General features: G+C 67.9%; 20 protein-coding genes. 2 read left to right on the top strand and 18 right to left on the bottom strand.

From position 1 onward, the window contains the following. Positions 1-226: 226 nt before the first annotated feature. The 7 genes from BM150_RS05220 to ftsZ form a co-directional block, all read right to left on the bottom strand. Positions 227-784: a hypothetical protein gene (locus BM150_RS05220; protein WP_092925021.1), complete on the bottom strand. Its 558-nt coding sequence runs from the start codon at positions 782-784 to the stop codon at positions 227-229. A gap of 93 nt (positions 785-877) precedes the next feature. Further along, complete coding sequence (wag31, locus tag BM150_RS05215; RefSeq protein WP_092924611.1) at positions 878-1,747, bottom strand: DivIVA-like cell division protein Wag31; 870 nt, start codon at positions 1,745-1,747, stop codon at positions 878-880. 46 nt (positions 1,748-1,793) lie between these two features. Then, the gene (locus BM150_RS05210) at positions 1,794-2,078 is read right to left on the bottom strand and encodes a YggT family protein (protein WP_175496697.1); all 285 of its coding nucleotides are present in this window, start codon (positions 2,076-2,078) and stop codon (positions 1,794-1,796) included. A gap of 19 nt (positions 2,079-2,097) precedes the next feature. Next, positions 2,098-2,715, bottom strand: coding sequence for a cell division protein SepF (locus tag BM150_RS05205; protein ID WP_092924609.1), 618 nt, complete (start codon positions 2,713-2,715; stop codon positions 2,098-2,100). Between the two features lie 61 nt (positions 2,716-2,776). Beyond that, positions 2,777-3,511, bottom strand: coding sequence for a YggS family pyridoxal phosphate-dependent enzyme (locus tag BM150_RS05200; protein WP_092925019.1), 735 nt, complete (start codon positions 3,509-3,511; stop codon positions 2,777-2,779). Between the two features lie 8 nt (positions 3,512-3,519). Beyond that, entirely contained in the window at positions 3,520-4,239 is a 720-nt protein-coding gene (pgeF, locus tag BM150_RS05195; RefSeq protein ID WP_092925017.1) for a peptidoglycan editing factor PgeF, read from the bottom strand. Between the two features lie 106 nt (positions 4,240-4,345). Then, positions 4,346-5,836, bottom strand: coding sequence for a cell division protein FtsZ (gene ftsZ, locus BM150_RS05190; RefSeq protein ID WP_092925015.1), 1,491 nt, complete (start codon positions 5,834-5,836; stop codon positions 4,346-4,348). A 520-nt stretch (positions 5,837-6,356) separates the two neighbouring features. Here ftsZ and BM150_RS05185 point away from each other — a divergent pair. Beyond that, on the top strand, positions 6,357-7,040 hold the full coding sequence (locus BM150_RS05185) for a spermidine synthase (protein ID WP_092924607.1): 684 nt from the start codon (positions 6,357-6,359) through the stop codon (positions 7,038-7,040). A 170-nt stretch (positions 7,041-7,210) separates the two neighbouring features. Here the strand turns inward: BM150_RS05185 and BM150_RS05180 are convergent, their stop codons facing one another. The 11 genes from BM150_RS05180 to rsmH form a co-directional block, all read right to left on the bottom strand. Beyond that, positions 7,211-7,861: a cell division protein FtsQ/DivIB gene (locus tag BM150_RS05180; RefSeq protein ID WP_245755271.1), complete on the bottom strand. Its 651-nt coding sequence runs from the start codon at positions 7,859-7,861 to the stop codon at positions 7,211-7,213. 403 nt (positions 7,862-8,264) lie between these two features. Next, positions 8,265-9,647: a UDP-N-acetylmuramate--L-alanine ligase gene (gene murC, locus BM150_RS05175; RefSeq protein WP_425427407.1), complete on the bottom strand. Its 1,383-nt coding sequence runs from the start codon at positions 9,645-9,647 to the stop codon at positions 8,265-8,267. A gap of 110 nt (positions 9,648-9,757) precedes the next feature. Then, positions 9,758-10,927, bottom strand: coding sequence for an undecaprenyldiphospho-muramoylpentapeptide beta-N-acetylglucosaminyltransferase (gene murG / locus BM150_RS05170; RefSeq protein WP_092924601.1), 1,170 nt, complete (start codon positions 10,925-10,927; stop codon positions 9,758-9,760). Positions 10,928-11,104: 177 nt separating this feature from the next. After that, on the bottom strand, positions 11,105-12,517 hold the full coding sequence (gene ftsW, locus BM150_RS05165; protein ID WP_092924599.1) for a putative lipid II flippase FtsW: 1,413 nt from the start codon (positions 12,515-12,517) through the stop codon (positions 11,105-11,107). Positions 12,518-12,524: 7 nt separating this feature from the next. Further along, on the bottom strand, positions 12,525-13,955 hold the full coding sequence (gene murD, locus BM150_RS05160; RefSeq protein WP_092924597.1) for a UDP-N-acetylmuramoyl-L-alanine--D-glutamate ligase: 1,431 nt from the start codon (positions 13,953-13,955) through the stop codon (positions 12,525-12,527). Positions 13,956-14,069: 114 nt separating this feature from the next. Continuing rightward, the gene (gene mraY / locus BM150_RS05155; protein ID WP_092925013.1) at positions 14,070-15,146 is read right to left on the bottom strand and encodes a phospho-N-acetylmuramoyl-pentapeptide-transferase; all 1,077 of its coding nucleotides are present in this window, start codon (positions 15,144-15,146) and stop codon (positions 14,070-14,072) included. Next, positions 15,143-16,651 carry a UDP-N-acetylmuramoyl-tripeptide--D-alanyl-D-alanine ligase gene (locus BM150_RS05150; protein ID WP_092924595.1) on the bottom strand — a complete coding sequence of 503 codons (1,509 nt, stop codon included), beginning with the start codon at positions 16,649-16,651 and terminating at the stop codon, positions 15,143-15,145. Before BM150_RS05150 ends, mraY begins: the two co-directional genes overlap by 4 nt. Continuing rightward, on the bottom strand, positions 16,648-18,291 hold the full coding sequence (locus BM150_RS05145; RefSeq protein WP_175496696.1) for a UDP-N-acetylmuramoyl-L-alanyl-D-glutamate--2,6-diaminopimelate ligase: 1,644 nt from the start codon (positions 18,289-18,291) through the stop codon (positions 16,648-16,650). The genes BM150_RS05150 and BM150_RS05145 overlap by 4 nt, the downstream gene beginning before the upstream one ends. 192 nt (positions 18,292-18,483) lie before the next feature. Then, complete coding sequence (locus tag BM150_RS05140) at positions 18,484-20,436, bottom strand: peptidoglycan D,D-transpeptidase FtsI family protein (protein WP_175496695.1); 1,953 nt, start codon at positions 20,434-20,436, stop codon at positions 18,484-18,486. 5 nt (positions 20,437-20,441) lie between these two features. Continuing rightward, entirely contained in the window at positions 20,442-21,236 is a 795-nt protein-coding gene (gene ftsL / locus BM150_RS05135; protein ID WP_092924593.1) for a cell division protein FtsL, read from the bottom strand. Further along, positions 21,233-22,255, bottom strand: a complete 1,023-nt coding sequence (rsmH, locus tag BM150_RS05130; RefSeq protein WP_092924591.1) for a 16S rRNA (cytosine(1402)-N(4))-methyltransferase RsmH — start codon at positions 22,253-22,255, stop codon at positions 21,233-21,235. The genes ftsL and rsmH overlap by 4 nt, the downstream gene beginning before the upstream one ends. Positions 22,256-23,082: 827 nt before the next feature. On the opposite strand from rsmH, the gene BM150_RS05120 reads away from it, so the two are divergent. Then, entirely contained in the window at positions 23,083-24,060 is a 978-nt protein-coding gene (locus BM150_RS05120; protein ID WP_342752532.1) for an AAA family ATPase, read from the top strand. Position 24,061: the final 1 nt, after the last annotated feature.

Here is a 24,061-nt window from a genome sequence, read left to right as displayed (position 1 = left end):
TACTGAGAGACGAACACCACGTGCTCGCATCCGTTCTTCCGGAGGCTCCCCGGTGATGGCCGGATCAACGCCGTTGGGTCCAGCATAGCGGTTGGATGCCAGTCGATCATCGCAGGGCGCGACACGCACCCGCTCACCGATTTTCGGAAGCGTTTCGACGAGCCATCGGGGCACCGGCACGCGGCTGCCTCCCGAGCACGGTGCGGGCCACGACGTGCCACCGGCTTCAGGCGCTCGACCGCTCCAGTCGGGCCACCGATGTGTCGGGGCAGCAGACCGCGCAGGGGGTGAAGCCGAGCTCACGCGCCTCCCCGGCTGGCAGCGGCATGGTGGCTCGCTCACCGACCCACGAGCAGGTGTCGAGATGGTAGCGAGGTCGCTCGTCGATCACGAGCACCTCGGCGTCCGACTCGCAAACCAACAGCACGTCAGCGGCGTCGGTTCGCTGCTCGGACGGCTCGGTGTCCGGATCCGGCTCGACGGCTTCCGCGGGCGGAACGACCGCGTCGCCCCCGGCCGTCGTGCCGACCCCGTCCGGAACGGCTTCGGATTCGGTTACCGGATCTGATGCGGCGCCGTCCTCGCCGTCCGCGACGGCGTGTGCCGAGTGCCGGGGAGCGGAGGCGCCCCGTTTCCTGTCACGGACACGGGACCAGAACAGCAGGACGGCGGCCACCGCGCACAGCAGCACCGAGAGCCAGGCCCACTGGGCCGAGCCCGCGGTCACCGCGAACACCAGGACACCCGCGGCCACCAGGAGGAGAAGCAGCACTGTCAACAGCACGAGCACTCACGCTTTCAGCTGGATCCGAGGACCGTACGCCCCGGATCAACGAGCCGGGTGACACGTCGAAACGCGCCACCCGCTCCGAAAACCTCAGCCCGCTTCCGCGGCACGTGCCCCGAAGTTGTAGCTACCACTCTGCTGCCCCGAGGAGTTCGACCTGCTGTTGTTGGAGTTCTCCGCCGGAGCGGCCGAACCGCGATCCTGCAGTTCACGTAGCTGCGACTCCAGGTAGGTCTGCAGTCGGGAGCGGTACTCCCGCTCGAAGGTGCGTAGTGTTTCGATCTTCTTCTCGAGCGCGTTCTTCTCCTGCGTGATGTTGCCCATCACTTCGGCGTGCTTGTGCTGCGCGTCCCGCTCCAGGCCCGCGGCCTTCTCACGCGCCTGGCGTTCCAGGGTCTCGGCTCGGCTGCGCGCGTCGTTGAGCATCGTTTCGGCTCGGCTGCGCGCGTCGTTGACCATGCTGTCGGCCTTGGTCCGCGCGTCCGAGAGCAACTGTTCGGACTTGGTACGCGCCTCGGAAAGCATCCCGTCGGACTCGGTCTTGGCCTCACCTGTCAGCCGGTCGGCCATCTCCTGCGCCAGGCCGAGCACCTTGGCGGCCTGCACGTGCTGGTCGCCGCCCGGCGAGGTCTGCTCGGAAGCGGCTGTGGGCGGGGGAACGGGTTGCAGTCTGCGGGGCTCCTCGGAAGCGGCCGCGGAGCTCGAGGGACCAGCGGCGGCGCCCGAATCGGCCGGGGCGGGCTGACTCCGCGCCTCGTCGAGATCGGACTGGGCCGACTGCAGCTGGGTCTCCAGCTGCTCGACCTGGTTCCGCAAGTCCCCGTTCTCCTCCACGAGCCGCGCGAGCTCGGCTTCGACGAGATCGAGGAAGGCATCCACCTCGTCCTCGTTGTAGCCCCGTTTCCCGATGGGAGGTTTGCTGAACGCCACGTTATGGACGTCGGCGGGGGTCAAACCCACAAGATCACCTCACGCACTCCTCGGCTGCGAGTCACCGGGTTCCCCGTTACCCGGGTTGAACCAGTCGCATCAAGATGTACACGACCAGCAGCAGCACCATAATGGACAAGTCCAGCCCGACGTTGCCGATTCGGACCGTCGGGATCACCCGACGCAGCAAGCGTACGGGTGGATCGGTCACTGTGTAGATGGTCTCCAGTGCGATCGCAACCCCGCCACCGGGTCTCCAGTCGCGGGCGAACGCACGAACGAGCTCCACCACGATACGCGCTATGAGCAGCAGCCAGAAGAAAAACAGCAGATAGTAAAGAACGATCAGGGCCGGTTCCACAACTCAACTCTGCCACCACTCACCCGTAATTGAAAAAGGCCCCCTCGGCGAGGCGGCGTTTGTCCTCGGCCGCCACGTCGACGTTGGGGGGCGAGAGCAGGAACACGCGGCTGGTGACCTTCTCGATGGAACCACGCATCGCGAAGGCCAGACCAGCGGCGAAGTCCACCAGCCGCTTGGCGTCGGCCTCGTCCATCTCGGTCAGGTTCATGATCACCGGTGTGCCGTCGCGGTACTGCTCCCCGATGGTCCGCGCCTCACTGTAGCTGCGCGGATGCAAGGTTGTGATCTTGCTCAAACTGTAGTGGCTGCCCGTGTCGGTCACCGCGCGCAACCGTGGAGTCTGTTCCAGGTTGGGATCCACCGCCAACGAACCGCGCACCGGACTCTCGGCTCCCCACTGCCTCCGAGTACGCGTGACGCGGGAGCGTGGCTCACTGTCATGGCCGTCCTCTTGATCATCGTCCTGGCCGCCACCGCGTGTGCCGATGTGCCGGCGCGAGGCGAGCGTCCTGTCCTCCGACGAGTCGTACTCGTCGTAGTCCGGAGCGTATCCGTCGGGCGCTTCGTCGTACTCGTCGACTTCTTCGGCCGGGACCATGCCGAAGTACGCCTTAAGCTTGTGTAGCTTACTCATCGGCAAGCCCCTTCCTCCGCGAAAAGTACAGCGACGGCAGGCCTTCGATCCGCTTGGCGGGTCACGGCGAGACTAACGGGCGCCCCCCGAGCAACGCCGTTCCGACACGCACTCGGGTAGAACCGTGGGCTATCGCACTCTCCAGATCACTACTCATTCCTGCCGACACCTCCCGAGCTTCGGAGAAGTCCCGCCGAAGCCGCTCGGAAATCCCCGAAAGGGTGGCAAACGCCACATCCGGATCCTCGTTCAGCGGGGCGACAGCCATAACGCCGCAGAGTCGAATCTCACACATTCGTGTAATCATCTCCGCCAGCTCAGGGACCTCTTCCGGTGCACAACCACCCCGATCCGTACGCTGCTCCAGGTTGACCTGAAGCAGTGCGTCCAACGGCTCGGAACGCTCACCCGATTCGAGAGCACCGCCCACGGCCCGTTGCAACGCCTCGACCAGACGACGGCTGTCCACCGACTCCACCACGTCGGCCCAACGCACCACTGATCGCGCCTTGTTGCGTTGCAACTGACCGACCATATGCCAACGCACGCGGGATCGCGGGCGCAACCGGTGGAACTCGCGGACCTTCGGCGCGGCCTCCTGGTCCCGGTTCTCGGCGAGATCGGTCACACCGAGGTCGGCCAGCAACGCCGCGTCCGAGGCCGGAAACGTCTTGGTCACCGCGGACAACCCGACTTCCCCGGATGACCTTCCCGCGTTCACGCACGCCCGCTCGATGCGTTCCCTGACCTTGGCCAGCGACTCTGCTATCCCCGCCTTGCGGGCGTGTTCGGCCATCTCGTCGCTCACTGCTGCTCCTCCGGCTCGGACCAGACCACCGCGGCGATCCTTCCCGTGCTTCCCGAATCACGCCGGTGGCTGAACAACTCCGGGCTCTCCAGCGTGCAGCGCGGGTCCTGTCCGATCCGCGCGATACCGGCGGCGGCGAGCTGCTCCCACAGGCCGGCTCGCAGGTCCAGCGCGGGAGTGCCGCCACGCGTCTTCGTGGCGCTGCCGGGCAATTGCCGTTCCACCTCGTCACGCATCTCGGCGGGGACCTCGTAGCACCCACCGCACGCGGCGGGGCCGAGCAGTGCCTCGACCCGATCGATCCGTGCTCCGGCCTCGACCATCCGGCGCAGCGCGCTGACGAGCACACCGACACGTGCTCCCACGCGCCCGGCGTGCACCGCGGCCACGACACCGCTGACCGGATCACCGAGCAGAACGGGTACGCAGTCGGCCGTCAGCACGACCAGCGGCAGCCGCGGAACAGCGGTGATCAACGCGTCGGTCCCCTCCACGGGTTCCGCACGCGGACCGTCCACCACGGCCGCGGTTCTGCCGTGGATCTGTTCCATCCAGACGAAACGTTGTTCGGCTATCCCGATGCCGGCGGCGAGCTTTCCCCGGTTCGCGGCCAGGTGCTCCGGATCGTCGCCGACACGTCCCCCCAGGTTGAACGAGTCGAACGGCGGTTTCGAATAACCACCCTCACGAGTCGTGACAACACGACGGATCCGCACGATGCGCCCTCCCGCGAGTGCTTGCGAACATGCCACGGCGCTTCCGGTTCGACAACGCCGACACCGTGCATTGTCCCGCACTCCCCGAACGGGTGAACGGGTCGTGTCACCTACGCATGAACGGCGGAATATCCACCTCGTCGTCGTTGTCGTCGTCGTTCTGGTTCCTGGAGCGTCCCAGCAGCGAACCGCCGAACCCGCTCCCGGAGCCCGGATAGCCACCAGCGGGCCTGGCAGGCACGGTGCCGGACTGCTGCTCACCACCGATGGTCGAGCCGTCCGTACCGACAGCGCCGCCGAGTCCCTGCTGTGGCTGACGCTGTTCCCCGGTTTCGTGGTTCGGAGTCCTCCCCTGCTCGGAGGAGACCGCCTCATGGGACGAGCCCGCGGCCGGGGCGTTCGTGCTCTCCGCCTCCGGCTGTTGGGACGACGGGTCGTGGTGCCTGATCGGTGTGGTGCCGGTGCTCCCCTCGGACGGACCGGTCGAGTGGGGCGCCGATGCGGTGGGCGCGCTCTCGGGGGCGGCCGGAGCCTCACGGTTGGCGGGCTCGGCCTGACCCTCGACAACCTGGCCTGCCGTAACAGGTGCCTCCGGGTCGCCCTCCTCGGTGGAACCGACCTTGTCGGGATCCAGTTTCTTGTGCGTCGGTGCCCCGGCGTCGAAACCGGCCGCGATCACGGTGACCCGCACCTCGTCGCCCAGTGAATCGTCGATGACCGTACCGAAGATGATGTTGGCCTCGGGGTGGGCGGACTCCTGCACCAACGAAGCCGATTCGTTGATCTCGAACAGTCCGAGGTCCGAACCACCCGCTATGGCGAGCAGCACACCGTGCGCGCCTTCCATGCTGGCTTCCAGCAACGGTGAGTTGATCGCCTTCTGCGCCGCTTCCACCGCTCTGCCCTCACCCCGTGCGGAGCCGATACCCATCAGGGCACTCCCCGCCCCGGACATGACGCTCTTGACGTCGGCGAAGTCGAGGTTGATCAGTCCCGGTGTGGTGATCAGGTCGGTGATTCCCTGCACACCGGAGAGCAGCACCTCGTCCGCCGAGCGGAAGGCGTCCATCAGGCTCACGCCGATGTCGCCGAGCTGCAGCAACCGATCGTTCGGAATGACGATCAGGGTGTCGCACTCGTCACGCAGATCCTTTATGCCCTGCTCGGCCTGATTGGCTCTGCGCTTGCCCTCGAACGAGAAGGGACGGGTGACGACACCGATGGTCAACGCCCCCAACTTGCGGGCCACCGAGGCGATCACCGGAGCACCGCCGGTGCCGGTGCCGCCTCCCTCGCCCGCGGTGACGAAGACCATGTCGGCGCCCTTGAGCACCTCCTCGATCTCGTCCTTGTGGTCATCGGCGGCCTGGTAACCGACATCGGGAGCGGCTCCCGCTCCCAAACCGCGCGTCAGCTCACGGCCGATGTCGAGCTTGACGTCGGCATCCGACATCAGGAGGGCCTGCGCGTCGGTGTTCACCGCGATGAACTCGACACCCTTGAGCCCGACCTCGATCATCCGATTCACGGCGTTTACACCGCCGCCACCGATGCCGACGACTTTAATCACCGCTAGGTAGTTGTGCGGGGGCGTCATCGTCATCCGCCTTCCTGGTCGTGGCTGAAGCGCTCGCTGTGGGTGGACCGTGACAGGTCTCGGTCGTGGACGCCGTCCGGCGTCCGGTGTGGTGTGCGACTACGTGGCCGACTCGTCGTCAACCCGCAGTGATCGGACGTTATGCACCGTGGACGGCAGGAGTCCAGCAGCCACGCCGATACCGTCGCACGTGTGTCATCGACTCACCGGCCGTGACCACGAACGCCCGCACGACGCCCGGAAAGCTCCGCGCCCCACACCACGAAACCTCGAGTACACCCGACCCGTCGGCTTGTCACGATCACAGTCCACACCGTACCGCGAACGAATCCGCGAGTCGTGGTGTCCATGACGGCTGATCCGGGACTCACACGGACCTTCGGACGGTGGACCTCGTCAACGATATTGTGTGCGGCCGGGTGAGGAGAAGCGGGGCGGGTCGACAGGTGACGAATGCCCGCGCGGCCGCCGATCCGCACCGAACGCGGAGCCGAGACACCCGACGAGAGGCGTGGGACGAGTGTCCGTCGAACGAGTGGCCACGGTGGAGTCGCCCCGGGGCGAGGTCGTATTGCTGCGGCGCGCTGACGGCACGCTCGAACTACGGGTCAACGGGGTGTTCGTGATGGACACCGCCCACACCGAGAGCGAGCGCCTACTGGCGCGAACGGCGCTGGAGTCGTTGCCCGCCCCGGGAACCGGGGAGTCCCGGCACGGGGCGCGAGTGCTGATCGGCGGGCTCGGACTCGGGTACACCCTGCACGAGGTACTGTCCGAACCGCTGGTGCGCGAGGTTACCGTCGCGGAACTGGAACCGGCGGTCATCGACTGGTACCGGAGCGGCATGGTTCCCGAGCTGGCCGACGATCGTTCGGATGAGCGGATACACCTGTGCGCCTCGGACGTCACCGCTGTCCTGGCCGAACGCACGATCGGTTCCCTGGAACTGATACTGCTCGATGTGGACAACGGCCCCGGTTATCTCGTGCACGACGCCAACGAGACGGTGTACGAACAGGACTTCCTGGCCGACTGCCACAGCAGACTCGCGGCGAGCGGCGTGGTGGCGATCTGGTCCGCGGCGCACTCCGACGAGCTGGAGACGACCATGCGGGAAGTCTTCGGCACGGTACGGCGGCACCCGATTCCGGTCACACTGGGCTCGCTGCGCACTGAGTACCACCTCTACCTGGGAACCCGTTGAAAAACCCCCGGTACGAAGGGGATGAGTCCGGCGGCCTCACCACTGGCACCCCGGACGGCTCGCCGCACGAACGCGGCGCACCCGCCGGGGAACGAAAGACCCCACCGGAAAATCCGGGACGGGGTCGGGGACGGCAGGCTAGCGAGTCGCCGACCACGCCGGATCTCGGTTCACGAAACGGTGGGCAGCTCCGGACTGGTCACATCGTAGACCTCACCGGGTCGGGTGAGCAGCACGGGAAGAATCGCCGCCTTTCGTCCGGACTCGCCCGTGCCGCCCCATTCGACGTCACGTCCCCGCGTCAGTGACATACGCACCCGCGGGGCTCCTGTCCCGGTCTCGACACTTACGGCTCTCACCTGGTCCAGCGTCTTTCCGTCCAGCGCGGTCACGGCGGTCACAGCCGCCATCCGCACTCGCTTCGTCCGCTGTTCCGGGCCGAGCCGGAGCTCGGGCAGATCGCTCGGGCGCTCGGTGACCGTGGCGAAACCGACCGCCTCGTCATCGACCAGCCGGAACCCCTTCGAGGTGCCGGTGTACATCACCGGTCGCCGTTCCTCGACGCCGATGACCACCGTGGCGGGCAATGACAACCGGACGGTGGTCGAATCGATCCTGGAAATACCGTTCACGCGCCGCAGCACCTCGGAACGGTCCACCCGGACCATCGGTGTACCGCGCTCGATCGCCGCCACCTCCCGCACCCTGGACGGGTCGAGCACCCGGGTTCCCTCGATCCGCACGGAGCGCACCCCCAGCATCGGCGTGAAAAAGACCACCACCACACCGATGGTCAACAGGGCGAGCACCCCCAACGTCACCCATCCCCGAACTCCCACACCGGAGGACTCGGTACCGGACCCACGACCTCGCCGATCTCTCGAGGCGGCGCGACCGCGCTGACGTGTCCGTGTCGTTCCGGAATCCGCCATGACGACCCCACGATCTCCGTCCGGTGGTGCTTTTCGTTCGGAATCCATAGCAGAACTCGCTCGCGCGCTCGGGGAGCGGCCCGCGCACGTCGGTCGATCGAGCGAGGTGAGACGCCGGGGTTCCGGTGGAACGCTGCTGGATCGGTCCTCTCGTGCTCTCGCCGGACGGAGCCTCTCGCGGGCTCCCGGCGGCAGGCTGTTCCCGTTCCGGGGGACACACCTTCCATGAACGTGCGAACCGCCGGTCCCCGGGCCCGCTCGGCCCGGGAACCGGGTATGCCGGTCGGCGGCCTCAGCTCTCCGGTGACCCCGGGTCGGCAACACCGTCACGACTGTCGATCTCGGCCAGAATCTCCGGCCCCAGCATGGTGACGTCGCCCGCACCCATGGTCAGCACGATGTCACCGGGACGTGCCAACTCCGCCGTCAGGGGCGCGACCTCGGTGATCGAGGGCTCGTAGTGCACCCGCTCGGGGGGCAGCGGCACCGCATCGGCGATCAGTCGGCCGGAAACCCCCGGCTGCGGCTGTTCACGCGCGCCGTACACGTCGAGCACCACCACTTCGTCGGCCTCGGCCAGCGCCGCACCGAACTCGTCGGAGAACGCGGCGGTGCGAGAGAACAGGTGCGGCTGAAAGGCGACGACGATCCTGCCGGAATCCACTTCGGTACGAGCGGCGCGCAGCTGGGCCCGGACCTCGGTGGGATGGTGCGCGTAGTCGTCGTAAACCCGCACACCGTCGGCCCTTCCCTTGAACTCGAAACGACGCCGAACCCCGCCGAACGCGGCCAGGCCCTCCAGCAACTCGCCCGTGTCGGCCCCGAGTTCGATCCCCGCCAGCAACGCGGCGACCGCGTTCGCCGCCATGTGCTCCCCGGGGACCGACACGTACAGTTCCACGGCACCGCTTCCGCCCAGGATCAGTTCCGTCGAACCGCCACCGTGCCGCGGTGCGTAGGAGACGATGCGGGCGTCGTCCGGGCCTTCCACGGCAGTGCCGTAACGGCGTACTCGCACCCCCGCGCGTTCGGCTCGGTCGGCCAGCGCGGCGGCGCCCGGATCGTCGGTTCCGGCGACGAGCACCCCGCCCGGCTCGATCCGCTCCACGAACTTCTCGAACACCTCGACGTAGGCCTCGGTGGTTCCGTGGTGGTCGAGATGGTCCGGCTCCACGTTGGTGACCACCGCCACGGAGGGGGAGAACACCAGGAAGGAACCGTCGCTCTCGTCCGCCTCCGCGACGAACAGTCCGCCCTCGCCGTGGTGCGCGTTCGCCCCGGAGTCGTTGAGATCACCGCCGATGGCGAACGACGGGTCGAGTCTGCAGTGCTGCAGCGCCACCGTGAGCATGGAGGTGGTGGAGGTCTTGCCGTGCGTTCCGGTCACACATGCCACCCGGTGGTCCCGCATCAGCGCGGCCAGTGCCTCGGCACGGCCGAGTACCGGGACACCCCGGCGACGTGCCTCGGCCAGCTCCGGGTTCTCGGCCTCGATGGCCGTGGAGATCACCACGGCGCTCGGCCCCGATTCGAGTTGGTCCAGGTTCGGACCACCGTGTCCGATCGCGACGGCGGCCCCCTGGGTTCGCAGCGCGAGCACGGTTCTCGAATCGCGGGCATCCGAGCCCGACACCTTCCTCCCCCGGGCCAGCAGGATGCGGGCGATACCACTCATCCCCGCCCCGCCGATGCCGATCAGATGCACCCGGGACAGCAGATCGTCGGTGGTGGCGGGAGAACCCTCCGAAAGTGTCTCCCGCGACTGCCTGCCATCCTCATCGTCGTTCACGCCCCGGCCACCTCCAGCGTGGTCTCGGCCAGCACCCGGTCCGCCTCGCGATGCCCGGTACCCAGCGTCGCGCGGTTCATTCGTGCCAGCACTTCGGAATCACCTGCCAACGGCAGTATCTCATCGATGACACGCTGCGGTGTCAGTTCCGCGTCGGAAATCAGTTTCGCACCCCCCGCGGTGACCACGGGTTGCGCGTTGAGGGCCTGCTCACCGTTGCCGTGCGGCAGCGGCACGAACACGGCGGGGAGCCCCACCGCGGACACCTCGGCCACCGTCATCGCACCCGAGCGGCACACCACCAGATCGGCCGCCGCGTATGCCAGATCCATCCGCTCCAGGTAGGGCACCGGCACGTAGGGCGGCGCTCCGGGAAGCTCCCGCACCGCCACCGTGTTCTTGGGCCCGTGTGCGTGCAGCACACCGATACCGGCCCTGCCCAACTCGTCGGAGGCCCCCGAGAACGCGGTGTTGAGTGTCTGCGCACCCTGCGAACCACCGAATACCAGGACGGTCGGCGCGTCGGGACGCAGCCCGTAGTGCGCGCGGGCCTGGGCACGCAGCGAGGCGCGGTCCAACGTGGTTATCGACTCGCGCAGTGGTATTCCGATGGTACGTGCGCCGGGTAACCCGCTGTCCGGCACGGCCGCAAGCACTTCCCTGGCGAAGCGGGCTCCCACCTTGTTGGACAGCCCGGCTCGCGCGTTCGCCTCGTGAACGACGATCGGAACTCGGCCACGGGCCCCCAGATAGGCGGAGAGGGAGACGTAGCCGCCGAAACCGACGACCACGTCGGCGCCCACGCGTTCCAGCACCTCACGGGTACGACGTACCGAATCGCGGACCTTCGAGGGCATCCTGAGCAGCTCGGGGCTGGCCTTGCGCGGCATCGGCACCGGGGGGACCAGTTCCAACGGGTAGCCGCGCGCGGGCACGATGTCGGTCTCCAGTCCGCGTTCCGTACCGAGAGCCACCACACTGGCGTCCGGACGCAGCCTGCGGACCGCGTCGGCCAACGCCATCGCGGGCTCGATGTGGCCTGCCGTACCACCACCCGCCACGACGACCGTGGGGCCCCGACGTCGCGGCGAACCGGCGCCGGTCTCCCCCGCGGGAGACGGTGCTCCACCTCGACCGCTGGGGTCACCCGGTTGCTGCGTGTTCAACGAAGTCCTCCTTGGTTTCTGGATCGCGCACCGCTGGGCCGGGTGGCGATTCGGGGTGATCAGTGGCGGCGGTCCGGTGACTCACGGCACCGGATCCGTTTCACGCGAGCTTGTCATGTCCGTCGAAGGGATCCCGGCGCCCGTCGGTGGAAACCGCTCGTTCCGGCGGTTTCCGGCTCATCGTGGGGATCCGGAACGTCGTTGTCCGCTCGGTGCCCGCCGTTTTCCGGGATTCGGCCCCTCGGAACGGTTCTTCTTACCGGACGGCTTGGCGGGCTGGGGTCTGCGCGGATTGGCCGCCCCGGCGGGACGTCGCGAGGCGGGAGGTCGATAGGGCGAGGGAGTGGGCAACCTGAGCAGCTTGCCGATCTTGCCCGGGCCGAGCGAGCGCAGCGCCGAGATGGCCTCGGGCTCGTGCCTGGCGAAGTTGGCCAGCAACCCGAAAACGACCATGGTGGTCACCACCGAGCTTCCCCCCGAGGAGATCAACGGCAGCGGCAGTCCGGTGACCGGCAGCAGTCCCACCACGTAACCGATGTTGATCGCGGCCTGCCCCACCAACCACATGGTGAGCGTGGCGGAGACCAGCTTGATCCACGGATCGGTGTTGCGAGCGGCGATCCGCATCCCCACGTAGGCGACGGTACCGAACAACAGCAGCACGGAGGCGCATCCCACGAACCCCAGTTCCTCACCCAGCACGGCGAAGATGAAGTCGTTGTCCGCCTCGGGCAGGTACTGCCACTTGGACCACCCGCGTCCGATTCCCTCACCGAACATGCCGCCGTCGGCAAGCGCCAACAGCGCCTGGGTCGCCTGAAAGCTCTTGTCGTCGTTGCCGCTGCCGGAGCCGAAGAACGAGGTCACCCGGGTTATCTGGTAGCGGAAGAGGAAAACCAGGGCGAGCATGCCGGTGACGGCACCGAGCACCAGCGCGCTGAACAGCCGCAACGGTGCACCCGCGAACCACAGCAGCGCCAGCAGCACGATGCCGAGCGTCACCGTGGAGCCGAAATCGGGCTGCATCATCACCAGGGCGAACATCAACAGCGCCGCCGGGAGAACCGGCACCAGCAGATGGCGGTACTGGCCGAGCAGGGCCCGTTTGGTGACGAGCACGTGAGCCCCCCAGAGCGCGAGCGCGATCTTGGCGGGCTCCACCGGTTGGAACGAGACCGGCCCCATCCGGAACCAGCTCTGCGCACCGTTGTTCTCGTAGCCCAACCTGGTCAGCACCAGGGACAGCAGCACCAGGCACACCAACAGGAACACGTGGCTGAACCGGCGCAGCATCCACACCGGCATTCGCATGGCCACGTAACAGCAGAGCGCCCCAGCGAGGCAGTGCAGCAGGTGCTTCAGGAAGACGCTGTAGGAGGATCCCTGCTGGCTGAAGGACTCCACGCTGGAGGCCGACAGCACCATCACCATCCCGAAAGCCGTCAGCAGCCCGAACACCGCGAGTAACAGGTGGAACGAGGCCAGCGGTCTGGTCAGCCAGGAAGTCAGCGCGGAACTGATCCCGCGCAGACCGTCCGCGACCCCCTGTGTGCCTCGTCCACGAGTCCCGCTCGTGTTCCGGGCTGCCACAGCTGCCTCACCCCCTGGGATATTCGGCCGGTTCCGTCCCCGGTTCCGCCCGCACGGCACGTACCGCTGCCGCGAATTCCCGCCCACGATGGGCGTAGTCGGTGTACATGTCCATGGACGCCGCGGCCGGTGCCAGCACGACGGCGGTCCCCGAGATCGCGTAGTCGTTGGCCGACCGCACGGCCTCCGACATGGCGGCTTCCCGTCGCGGGGGGATACCGACCACCGGCACGTCCGGGGCGTACCTGCGCAGCGCCTCGGCTATCGACTCCTGATCAGTACCGATCAGCACCGCCGCACGCAACCGGTGTGCGTGCTGCCGGACCAGCTCGTCGACCTCGGCCCCCTTCAGGAGTCCACCCGCGATCCATACCACGTCCCGATGCGCACCGAGCGCGGCCGAGGCGGCGTGTGGGTTCGTCGCCTTGGAATCGTCGACGTAGACGATTCCCCCCGACCGGGCGACCACGACGGAACGATGCTTTCCGGGAGCGAACTCGCGGAGCCCTTCGGCACAGGCGGTCGCGGACACCCCGCACGACCGGGCCAGCGCGCAGGCGGCGAGTGCGTTGGCGAGATTGTGCTCACCCACCTGCCGGACATCGGCCACCGTCGCCAGCGACACCGGTGCGGCTTCGGCCGAGGTGGAAACCCCGTCCGGACCGAACGCGCGGTCGAGCAGCTCATCGTCCCGCACTCCCAGCTGACCGGATTCGGGCTCACCCAGCGTGATCCCGACCCGTCTCGCGGCGGAGTGCTCGGTGACGAGCTCGCGGGAGGCGGCGTCGTCCGCATTGTAGACCGAAACCGAGTTCCCGCCGTACACCTTGCCCTTGGCAGCGCCGTAGGCACGCAGCGAGCCGTGCCAGTCCAGGTGGTCCTCGGCGAGATTGAGGATGACCCCGGTGTCGGGTGAGAAGGTGTTCGACCAGTGCAGTTGAAAACTCGACAGTTCCACGGCGAGCACACGATGGCCCGCGCGGACGGCGTCCACGGCGGGAAGTCCCACGTTGCCGCAGGCCACCGCGTCCATGCCAGCCGCACGCAGCACTGACTCCAGCATTCCGACGGTGGTGGTCTTACCGTTGGTCCCCGTAACGGCCAGCCAGCGGGCGGGCCGTGCGGAAGCCCGGTCGAGACGCCAGGCGAGCTCGATCTCGCTGATCACCTCGACCCCAGCGGCAGCGGCGGCCATCAGCAGTGGTGAGTCGGGGCGCCAGCCGGGGCTGGTGACCACGAGATCGGTACCACTCGGGGGCTCGGTGAGACCTACGACGAGTTCGGCCCCCCGCATCCGTGGTCCGGCCAGTTCGGCCAGCCGCTCCTCGGAGGCGTCCGTGACGGTGACGGTCGCCCCCTCGGCCAGCAGCGCCTCGGCGGCCGATCTGCCGGAAACCCCCGCTCCGGCGACCAGGGTCCGCGTACCCACCTTGCTCATGACCTCACCAAAGATCCTCGTGACTGCCGTGTCGTTCATCGGGCCGCCGGGGCGTGCCCGGAGCACGGCGGCTACCGGCTCCGGAGGAACACGTCCCGGCGGCAACACCGGGCATCAGCTGGGTACCAGTGCCAACCAGTCGGCGTAGAACAGCCCGACACCGAACAGGCAGCTGATCGCTGCCAGTATCCAGAACCGGATGATAACCGTGGTCTCCGCCCACCCGGCGAGTTCGAAGTGGTGGTGGAACGGGGCCATCCGGAACAGTCTGCGCCGCGAGGTGCGGAAGACCACGATCTGCAGCACGACGGAGAGCGCCTCCACCACGAACAGACCGCCGATGACGATCATCAGCAGTTCCGTTCGGGTCGTCATGGAGAGGCCCGCCACGAGTCCACCGATCGCGAGCGAACCGGTGTCGCCCATGAAGATCTTGGCAGGAGCGGCGTTCCACCAGAGGAAACCCACACAGGCTCCCATCGCGGCGGCGGCCACCACCGCGACGTCGAGCGGATCACGCACCTGGTAGCAGGCCGGCCCGGGGTCGTCCAACAGCGCACAGGAGTTGCGGAACTGCCAGAACCCGATCAGCACGTAGCTGGCCAGCACCATCGCCGCGGTACCACCCGCGAGTCCGTCCATGCCGTCGGTGAAGTTCACCGCGTTGGACCAACCGCTGATCGCGACGTAGGCGAAGATCACGAAGCCGATGACACCGAACGAGACCACGCTGATGTCGCGGATGAACGACAGGTGAGCGGAGGCGGGCGTGATGCCGTTCTGGTCCTTGAACTGCAGGGCCAGAATCGCGAACAGCACCGAGGCGACCATCTGCCCCACGAGCTTGGCCGTCTTGTTGAGCCCGAGGTTGCGACGCTTGCGGATCTTGATGAAGTCGTCCAGGAAACCGACGAAGCCCAGCACGGTGGTCAGGCCGAGCACCAGCAGGGCCGTGACGCTGGGAAGCGCTTCGGAGACGGTGAGATGTGTGGCCAGATAGCCCGCCCACATGGCGACGAGGATCGCCATACCACCCATGGTCGGTGTTCCCCGCTTGGCCGAGTGGGACTTCTGCACCTCCTCACGGATCTCCTGGCCGAATCCCTGCTTGGAAAAGACCCTGATGAGGTACGGGGTGAACAGAATCGAGACGACCAGCCCGACGGCGGCCGCGATCAGAATGTGCTTCACGTCGTACCACCGTCCCGCCCGGTGGAGCCCTCCGCCGAACCGGGAGTCGCGGGAACCAGCTCCTCGGCGACCCGCCACAGCGCCGCGGCGTTCGAGGCCTTGACCAGCACGACGTCGTCGGGCCGCAGCTGCTCGCGCAACAACGCGAGAGCAGCGTCCACATCGGGCACCAGAACCGATTCCTCTCCCCAGGAGCCCTCCATCGCGGCTCCCTGATGCATGGCACGTGCCTGGTCACCCACCACCACGAGGCGATCGATGTTCAGCCGCACGGCCAGGCGTCCTATCTCGTCGTGCTCCTCGGGACCGGCATCGCCGAGTTCACCGAGCGCACCGAGTACCGCCCATCCCCTGCCGGGACGGTCGTGCGTCATGGCCGCCAATGCTTTCAACGCGGCCCGCACGGACTCGGGATTGGCGTTGTAGGCGTCGTTGATCACGGTCACCCCTTCCGGGGTGGTGGCGACCTCCATCCGTTTTCCGGACAGTTGTTCGATCCCGTTCAGCCACTCGGCGATGTCCTCGGTCGCGGCTCCGAGCTCGAACGCCACGGCAGCCGCGGCCAGTGCGTTGCCGACGTGGTGCTCACCGTGCAGCGGCAACCGCACCCGGGCGTGGCCGTCGGGAGTGATCAGGGTGAAACGCGGCCGCGCGAGCTCGTCCACCTCGACGTCGTCGGCTCGCACCGAGGCGTGGGGGTGCTGCCCGAAACGAAGCACCCGCGCCCGGGTGCGCTCGGCCATGGCAGAAACGGCCGGGTCGTCGGCGTTGAGCACCGCCACTCCGCCTTCGGCCGCGCTCGGCAGGGCCTCGACGAGCTCGCCCTTGGCCTGTGCCACCGCCTCCCTGGAGCCGAACTCGCCGAGATGGGCGCTGCCCACGTTGAGCACCGCCCCGATCCGGGGCGGAGCGGACTCGCAGAGCTCCGCGATGTGCCCCATGCCGCGGGCGGAGAGCTCCAGCGCCAGGTATTCGGTTCGTTCGTCGGCGCGCAGCACCGTCCACGGATGACCGAGCTCGTTGTTGAACGAACCGGGGGGAGCCACGGTGGGTCCCATCCGCTCGAGCAGTTGCGCGATCATGTCCTTGGTCGAGGTCTTGCCGGACGAACCGGTCACTCCCACGACCGTGAGTTGTTTCGCGAGTTTGTCCACGACCAAACGGGCGAGCCGGGCCATGGCCACCAGAACCGCTGCTCCGGAGCCGTCCTCGTCGGCCGCGAGCGCCATCGCACGTGACCGCTCCGCCGAACCGACGGCTGGGACGATCACCGCGGGAGCCGCGACCTCCCTGGCGGCCAGCACCGCGACGGCACCGTCGGAGACCGCCTGCTCCGCGAACCGGTGACCATCGACCTGCTCGCCCGGCATCGCCACGAACAGCCCACCGGGCCGAATCTTCCTGGAATCGAATTCGACGGCCGCGGTGACGACCTCGCTGCCATCGGCGCGGTGCAGCCTGCCACCGACCGCCCCAGCTACCTCGTCGAGGCTGAGCCGGATCACCTTGCCTCCTCGTCACTTCCCCGCTGGTTGTCGGAGATCCGACCAGCGGGGACGGTTTCCGTCCCTTGCGGACTCCCGAGTCGTTCACGCAGTGCCGCGGCGAGTTCGTCGCGGTCGGAGAACGGGTGAACCACACCCGCCACTTCCTGGCCGGTCTCGTGCCCCTTACCGGCAACCACGACGACGTCACCGCCGGCTGCGCGCCGTACCGCTTCCGCGATGGCCGCACGCCGATCACCGATCTCGTGGGATTCGGCCCGCTCGGACTTCGCGACCCGAGTGGTTCCCTCGAGCACGGCGGTACGGATCCGCGCGGGATCCTCACTACGGGGGTTGTCATCGGTCACTATCAGAACGTCGGCCCGCTGGGCTGCCGTGGCTCCCATGACGGGACGCTTGGCCGTGTCCCTGTCACCACCACAACCGAGCACGACGATCACCTTCCCCACCGCCTGGGAACGTGCGGCCTCCAGCACAGCGCCGACGGCTCCCGGCTTGTGGGAGTAGTCGACCACCGCCGTGAAGTCCTGTCCCAGCGCGACACGCTCCATGCGTCCCGGAACATCCACCTCACCGAGCCCGTTCGCGATATCGGCGTACTCGACGCCGACGGCTCGTGCCATCGCGGTGGCCAACAGTGCGTTGGCGATGTTGAACGAGCCCGGCAGCCGCAGCTCGACCTCGGTGCGGGCGCCGTCGGGAGCGTTGACGTTGAACCGCTGCGCACCTGTGGTGCTGGTGACCACATCGGTGGCCGTCCAGTCCGCGGTGCCCTGCGTGGCCACGGTGACGGTTCCCGGCCCGACCAGCCTGGTGCCCCACTCGGTGTCGGTGCACACCACCTCCCGAGCGCAGCGACCATCGAACAGCATCGCCTTGGCCGCGAAGTAGTCCGCCATGTCGCGGTGGAAGTCCAGGTGCTCACTGGAGAGGTTGGTGAAACCGCCCACGGCGAACCGCAGCCCGGCAACCCTGCCCAGCACGAGGGCGTGACTGGACACCTCCATGACCACGTGGGTGACTCCCCCTTCGAGCATCACCGCCAGCAGTGCCTGCAGGTCGGGGGCCTCCGGGGTGGTGAACGCGCTTTCCAGCCGGGAACCGGCCAGCCGGGTCTCGACGGTCCCGATCAGGCCGGTGACCAGCCCCGCCGAGCGCAGCGCCGACTCGATCAGATAGCTCGTGGTCGTCTTGCCCGAGGTCCCTGTCACACCGAGTACCGACAACCTGTCGGCGGGACGACCGTATACCTCGGCGGCGAGCTCACCGAGCACACCGCGCGGATCCTGATGAACCAGCAGCACGACCTCACCGCGCGACACGGCCGGGTGCCGCAGCAGTTCGGGGTGCGCGGCCCCCTCATCATCGGTGAGGACCGCTCGGGCACCCGCGTCCAGCGCGGTGGCCGCGTGCTCCGCACCGTGCGTACTGGCGCCTCGCAACGCGGCGAAGACATCACCCGGCCGCACGTGTTGGGCACGCAGCGTCACTCCGGTCACCTCGACGGACGCGGCGGCGGCTGACTCCGGGGTTTCGGCGGGACGAACGACACGGGCACCGATCGAGTCGGCTAACTCCTCGACACGTACCGGCTCGACACGCGAGGGACGTGGCGGAGAACTCGCAACCGGGGAAGGCACGGGAAAAAGGTTACCGGTACCGCTCCACGGAGCGGCTTTACGGTAGGCAGGTGCGTCGCGAGGTGGTCTCGCCTGCTCGAACGGTTTCCACTCGTTCGAGTGAAGCGCTGTTCCTCCCCCACGAATGACCACCGGCAGCTCGCCGCCCGGCTCGCGCGCAGGCGGGCCGAGCTCTCCGGGACATCGTGGTGGCTATCTCACCCGCAGCGTCATCTCCGGAGCCGGTTCGCCGGACAGCGGGATGTCGTACCGACGTGTCAGATCAGCCGCGACGTCGTGGAAGAGCGGAGCGGCGGTGAGATGCCCCCCGTCGGGATCGTCGATCATGATTCCGATCACGTACCTCGGGTTGTCGGCAGGCAGTATCCCCGCGAAGGTCGCCCAGTGCTGCGAGTTGCTGTAACAGTCGCACTCGGGATCGGGCTGCTGCGCCGTCCCCGTCTTGCCGGAGACCTGGTAACCGGCCAGCGCGGCCTGCGGCGCGGTGCCGCGTTGTCCCCGCTCGTCCTGCACGACCGCGCGCAGCATGTTCTTGACCGTGTCGGCGGTTCGCTCGCTGACGACGCGAACCCCTTGCGGGGCGGACCGCTGGTGCTCCCGGCCTTCCGGTCCGACGGTCGAGTCGACCACCCGCGGTGGGATCCGCACACCGTCGTTGGCGATGGCCTGGTACATCCCGGCCATCTGCAGCACTGTCATGGACAGCCCCTGGCCGATCGGCAGATTGGCGAACCGGGTGTCCGACCACTGCTTGGTCGGCGGTACGACCCCGGAACTCTCACCGGGAAGGGCGATGCCGGTCTCACTGCCCAGCCCGAACTTCTTCACCAACTCGCCGAAGCGCTCCTTGCCCAGTCGCTTCGCCGTCATCAGGGTCCCCACGTTGGACGACTTGGCGAGCACTCCGGTGAACGTGAGCGGGAGGGTGCCGTGTTGCCAGGCGTCCCTGACCGTGGCACCACCCATCTCGATCTTCGGCGGCACGCGCAGCACACTGTCGGGCCGCATGATCCCGTGTTCGATGGCCCCGGCGGCCGTGATGATCTTGTTCACCGAACCGGGTTCGTAGGGAGTGGTGACCGCCGGATTGCTCAGGTGGCGGGAGGCACGACTACCCTGCGAGGGATCGGCCGAGGGGTCGGAGTTGGCCAGGGCACGCACCTCGCCGGTCCGCGAGTCCAGCACGACCGCGCTTCCGCCCTCCGCGCCGACCTCCCGGACGTAGGAGTCGAGTTTCCGATCGAGTACGAACTGCAGGTCCGAGTCGATGGTCAGCCGGACGTCCGAGCCCGGCTCCGCCGGCCGGATGGTGCGCTTGGTGCCGGGGATGACGAGTCCGGTGCTTCCGTGAGCGGTGTGGGAGATCCGAAGACCGTCCTCACCGGAGAGCGTGCCGTCCAGCGAACTCTCCAGGCCCACGTTCCCCAGGATCTTGTTCTTGCCCTTGCGCCAGGAAGCGGAACCGACGATACCGGCGCCCACCGATCCGGCCGGGTACTGCCGGATCGCTCTGTACTCGGTACCGATCTGCGGGTACTTGTCGTGGATCTCGCGGGCGACCGCGGGATCGATCAACGAGCCGAAGTAGAGGAACTGCTCGTCCGAGAACAACGCCCGCAGGGTTTCCCGTTCACTCACCCTGCCGTTGGTCACCTTGTCGATGTAGGCGGCGATCTTCCGCTTCTTCTCCGGCCCGGTCGGCGCTTCGGAATTGTCCACGCGGGCCTTGCGCTGCTGCTGATCCAGCAGTTTCGGATTGGCGTAGAGCTTGCGGGACTCGCTGCTGAAGGCGAGCACCCTGCCCTCGGAGTCCAGGATGGAACCACGCTGCGCGGGAATCGTGGTCTTGGTGAGCAACTGGTCGTCGGCCCGTTCGGACAGCGCGCTCGCCTCGAATCCCTGGATCACGACCAGTTTCACCCCGGCGGACACCAGCGCCAGCACCAGCAGCATCCGGCCGATACCGAACCGCCGTCTGTTGGAGGCCACTCCGAAGCGAGATTTGCGCGGACCACGTCGCCGAGGCGTGGAACCGCCGCCACGAGCGAGCTTGGCGCCGCCGCTCGCGGCCGTCCCACGCCGCGGCGTCCGCTTCGAACGATCGGCCTGGCGGGGCTTGGCGCCCTGCCGGTCACGAGAAGCCATGTCTGTCACCCCACCGACGCTTCGTTCGACGACGATTGCTCGGAGGCGTCCGGAGACTCTTCCCGCCGCTGCGGTGGGCTCTGACCGGACGAATCACCGTCACCTGTTTGTTCCTCGTCCCCCTCCGGGGCGCTGTTCTCCCCCTGTGGCGCGGACTCGGGTTCCTCGGCCGGTCGCGGCTCACCGACCACCCTGACCGACCCGTCGGGCTGCCGCACCAGATGCGCGACCTCGGACACCGGGACCATGTTCATCAGCTCGGCCCGGCGTCTGATCTCGGAGATCGAGCTCATCCTGCTCACCGAACGCAACAGATCCTCCTTGCGTTCTGACAGAGCCTGGACACGCTGCTTGGACTCCTGCATGTGGTACGAGTTGCCCACCGCGGCGATGGAGAGCCACAGCGTTGCCACGATTCCCGTGACGAGCACGACCACCACCGTGCCCACGAACGGAACCCGGGAGGTGGCGATCCGCTCGCTCAGCGACGACAGGGCGTTCCTGCCGGAACGCAGCAACCCGGACCCCAGCAGCACCTCTCGTGCGGAGGGCTCGTGCGATCCGGTGGCACCACCGCTCGCCGCCGATCGTCGCTGCTTCCCGGTGGAAGGGGCTCGTTCCGAGGAACGGCGGCCACGTTCCTGCTTGCGTTCGTAGGCGCGTTCGCCCGAGGAGGATCGGACGTGCGTCCGCCGGTTCGCGCGAGCGCTTCCCTTGGAATCGTTGCGGTTCTCGGTACGCTGCCGCCTCCCGCGGTCGTTGCCGCCGGACTGGTCACCGCCCCGTGCGGCTGCCGTCATGGCGTCTCCTCGATCCGCTCGGCCGCGCGCAGTCGCACCGAGCTCGCTCTGGGGTTGGCGGCCGCCTCCGTCTCGTCGGCGAACTCGGCACCACGCGTGAGCAGCCGCAGCTGTGGTCCGTGACCGGGAAGTTCGACCGGCAGGTCGACCGGGGTACGCGATTTGGCCCGTTCGGCGAAGACCCGCTTGACGGCCCGGTCCTCGAGCGAGTGGTAGGACAGCACCACGATGCGACCACCGCCGCTGAGCGCGTCGACGGCCGCTGGAAGAGCCCGTCGCAGCACCTCGAGCTCGCCGTTGACCTCGATGCGAAGTGCTTGGAAGGTCCGTTTGGCCGGATGGCCGCCGGTCCGCCTGGCCGCGGCGGGAACGCTGTCGTAGATCAACCGCACCAGCCGCGCGCTGTTGTCGAACGGCTCGACCTCACGAGCCCGCACGACTTCCGACGCGATTCGGGCGGCGAACTTCTCCTCGCCGTACTCCCGAAGTATCCGGATCAGTTCGGTGCGCGAAGCGGTGTTGAGCACGTCGGCGGCTGTCCGGCCGGTGGTGGTGTCCATGCGCATGTCCAGTGGCGCGTCCCTGGCGTAGGAGAAACCGCGTTCGGACTCGTCGAGCTGCAGCGAGGAGACGCCGAGATCGAACAGCACACCGTCGAGTTCGGATATCCCCTGTTCGGCCAGGATCTCGTCCAGTTGATCATCCACCCCGTGCACCAGCCGCACACGTTGTCCGTATTCCGCGAGGCGCCGCCGAGCCAACCGGAGGGCCTCCGGGTCACGATCCACGCCGATCACGGTCACGTCGGGAAACGCACGCAACAACGCCTCGGTGTGTCCCCCCATGCCGAGTGTGGCATCCAGCACCGTGGTTGGGCGGTCCCGCAACACGGGTTCGAACAACTCCACGGTTCGTTCCAACAGGACGGGAAGATGCCGCTGCTGTGCCGCTTCCGGATCGGGCTTCCCCTCGGTGAATTCCCGCTCGTGTTCGGCAGCGGGTTCGGGGTTGTCTGGCACGCTGGCCTTTCCTTCCTGTTCCGATCGGGTCGTGCCGGGCGGGGCGGCGATTCACGAGAAATGTTCACGATCCCGGGCGAAGCGATCGGCTCCTCCCGGCCGCCCCCGAGCTGTCCGAGCCGACCGCCGGGACAACGCATCGGAGGCCGGCCGGGGCGACGAACTCACGGAGCGGAACGCGGTGCGGCAGCACGGCCGAGTTCCGGTCTCCGACGTCTTCGAACCCGTGACCACGACCGGCGAGACTCATCGGAAACCACCCCCCGCGGACCGGAAACCGGGCCAATTCGGCCGGGACTCCCGGAAGCCACCCCTCACGGGACCACCGGCGCGAATCCCGCACGTCTCGATCGCCCCGCCGGTTCGATTCCGCCGGAACGGCGAAATCGAAAATCCCCACTCGGAGGCCACATTACCCCACCCCTTTTCGCCGTCAACCGGAAACGCCGGGCCACACGGCGCTCCGGAGGGACGCGGATCGGAGTTCGCGGTCGCGGCTGCCGCGTGGAGCGCCGACGAGAGACCTCCACCCTCACACGGGCGTTGGGTCGCGGCGGGGAGCTCGTGGTGAGTTGTACGCACACTCACCACTTACACCGGGTCTGAGAGACTTCCGGCGAGGTGCGTGGCAACACCGCGAACGGCCGTGGACGCCCCGACCGCGGTAGTACGGGTCCACTCGTGGCAGCACGTCCGGCTGTGACGATCCGGGCGGAACGGTATCTGGAGGTTTGTTGAGGCCGGAGAGGAACACAACGAACGGCGCAGCGCCCACCACGGCCGACAGCGAGACGGCGCGGAACCCGGCGGGCGAGAACACACCTGACATCCCGCACGACGTCCCCATCGAGTGGATGCACGACACGTTGCGACGCATCACCACCAACGTGGAAAGCGTGCTGGTCGGGAAGCCCGAAGTGGTCCGGCTCGCCATGGTGACGCTGCTGGCGCGCGGACATCTGCTCGTGGAGGACGTGCCCGGCGTGGGCAAGACCTCGTTGGCCAAGGCACTCGCACGTTCCGTGGACTGCACCGCCAGCAGGATCCAGTTCACCCCGGACCTGCTGCCGAGCGACGTCACCGGGGTGTCGATCTACAACCGGGGCACCGAGAAATTCGAGTTCCGGGAAGGACCGGTGTTCGCGAACATCGTGGTCGGTGACGAGATCAACCGGGCCTCGCCGAAAACCCAGTCGGCACTGCTGGAATGCATGGAGGAGAACCAGGTAACCGTGGACGGCCACAGTTACGAGCTGGCGATCCCGTTCATGGTCATAGCCACCCAGAACCCGGTCGAGCTGGAGGGCACCTACACCCTTCCCGAAGCGCAGCGCGACCGGTTCACCTGCAAGATCTCCATCGGTTATCCGGACCCCACCGCGGAGTTGGCGATGGTCGACGAACGCGCCGCCTCCGATCCGCTGGACAAGCTGGAACCCGTCACCGACGCCGCCGAAGTGGCCGAGCTGCTGGCGGCGGTGGGCGGGATCCACGTCGCGGTCGAGGTGCGCCGCTACGCGATCGACCTGGTGGCGGCCACTCGCGATCTGGCCGAGCTGCGGCTGGGAGCGTCCCCACGAGCCACCCTGCAGCTGATCCACGCGGCCCGGGCACAGGCCGCCATCGAGGGACGGGAGTTCGTCGTTCCCGACGACATCCAGGCCGTGGCCGTGCCGGTACTCGCACACCGACTGGTGCTCAGCGGCGAGGCCCGCGCGGCGCGGCAGAGCGGAGCCGATCTGATCGGCCGACTGCTGGATCGAGTACCGGTACCGCGGGGTACCGAGCGACTTCGGCGACGGTGAT

The sequence above is a fragment of the Actinopolyspora alba genome, from assembly GCF_900112765.1.
Classification (GTDB): Bacteria; Actinomycetota; Actinomycetes; order Mycobacteriales; family Pseudonocardiaceae; genus Actinopolyspora; species Actinopolyspora alba.
The sequence above is the reverse complement of the archived record's forward strand: the minus strand, read 5'-3'. Positions and strand labels throughout refer to the sequence as shown.

Coding starts and splice junctions, on each gene's coding strand:
- BM150_RS05205 (WP_092924609.1), bottom strand. CDS start 2,715: ATGAGTAAGCTACACAAGCTTAAGGCGTACTTCGGCATGGTCCCGGCC.
- BM150_RS05200 (WP_092925019.1), bottom strand. CDS start 3,511: ATGGCCGAACACGCCCGCAAGGCGGGGATAGCAGAGTCGCTGGCCAAG.
- ftsZ (WP_092925015.1), bottom strand. CDS start 5,836: ATGACGCCCCCGCACAACTACCTAGCGGTGATTAAAGTCGTCGGCATC.
- murC (WP_425427407.1), bottom strand. CDS start 9,647: ATGAGTGGTATCGCCCGCATCCTGCTGGCCCGGGGGAGGAAGGTGTCG.
- murD (WP_092924597.1), bottom strand. CDS start 13,955: ATGAGCAAGGTGGGTACGCGGACCCTGGTCGCCGGAGCGGGGGTTTCC.
- BM150_RS05140 (WP_175496695.1), bottom strand. CDS start 20,436: ATGGCTTCTCGTGACCGGCAGGGCGCCAAGCCCCGCCAGGCCGATCGT.
- ftsL (WP_092924593.1), bottom strand. CDS start 21,236: ATGACGGCAGCCGCACGGGGCGGTGACCAGTCCGGCGGCAACGACCGC.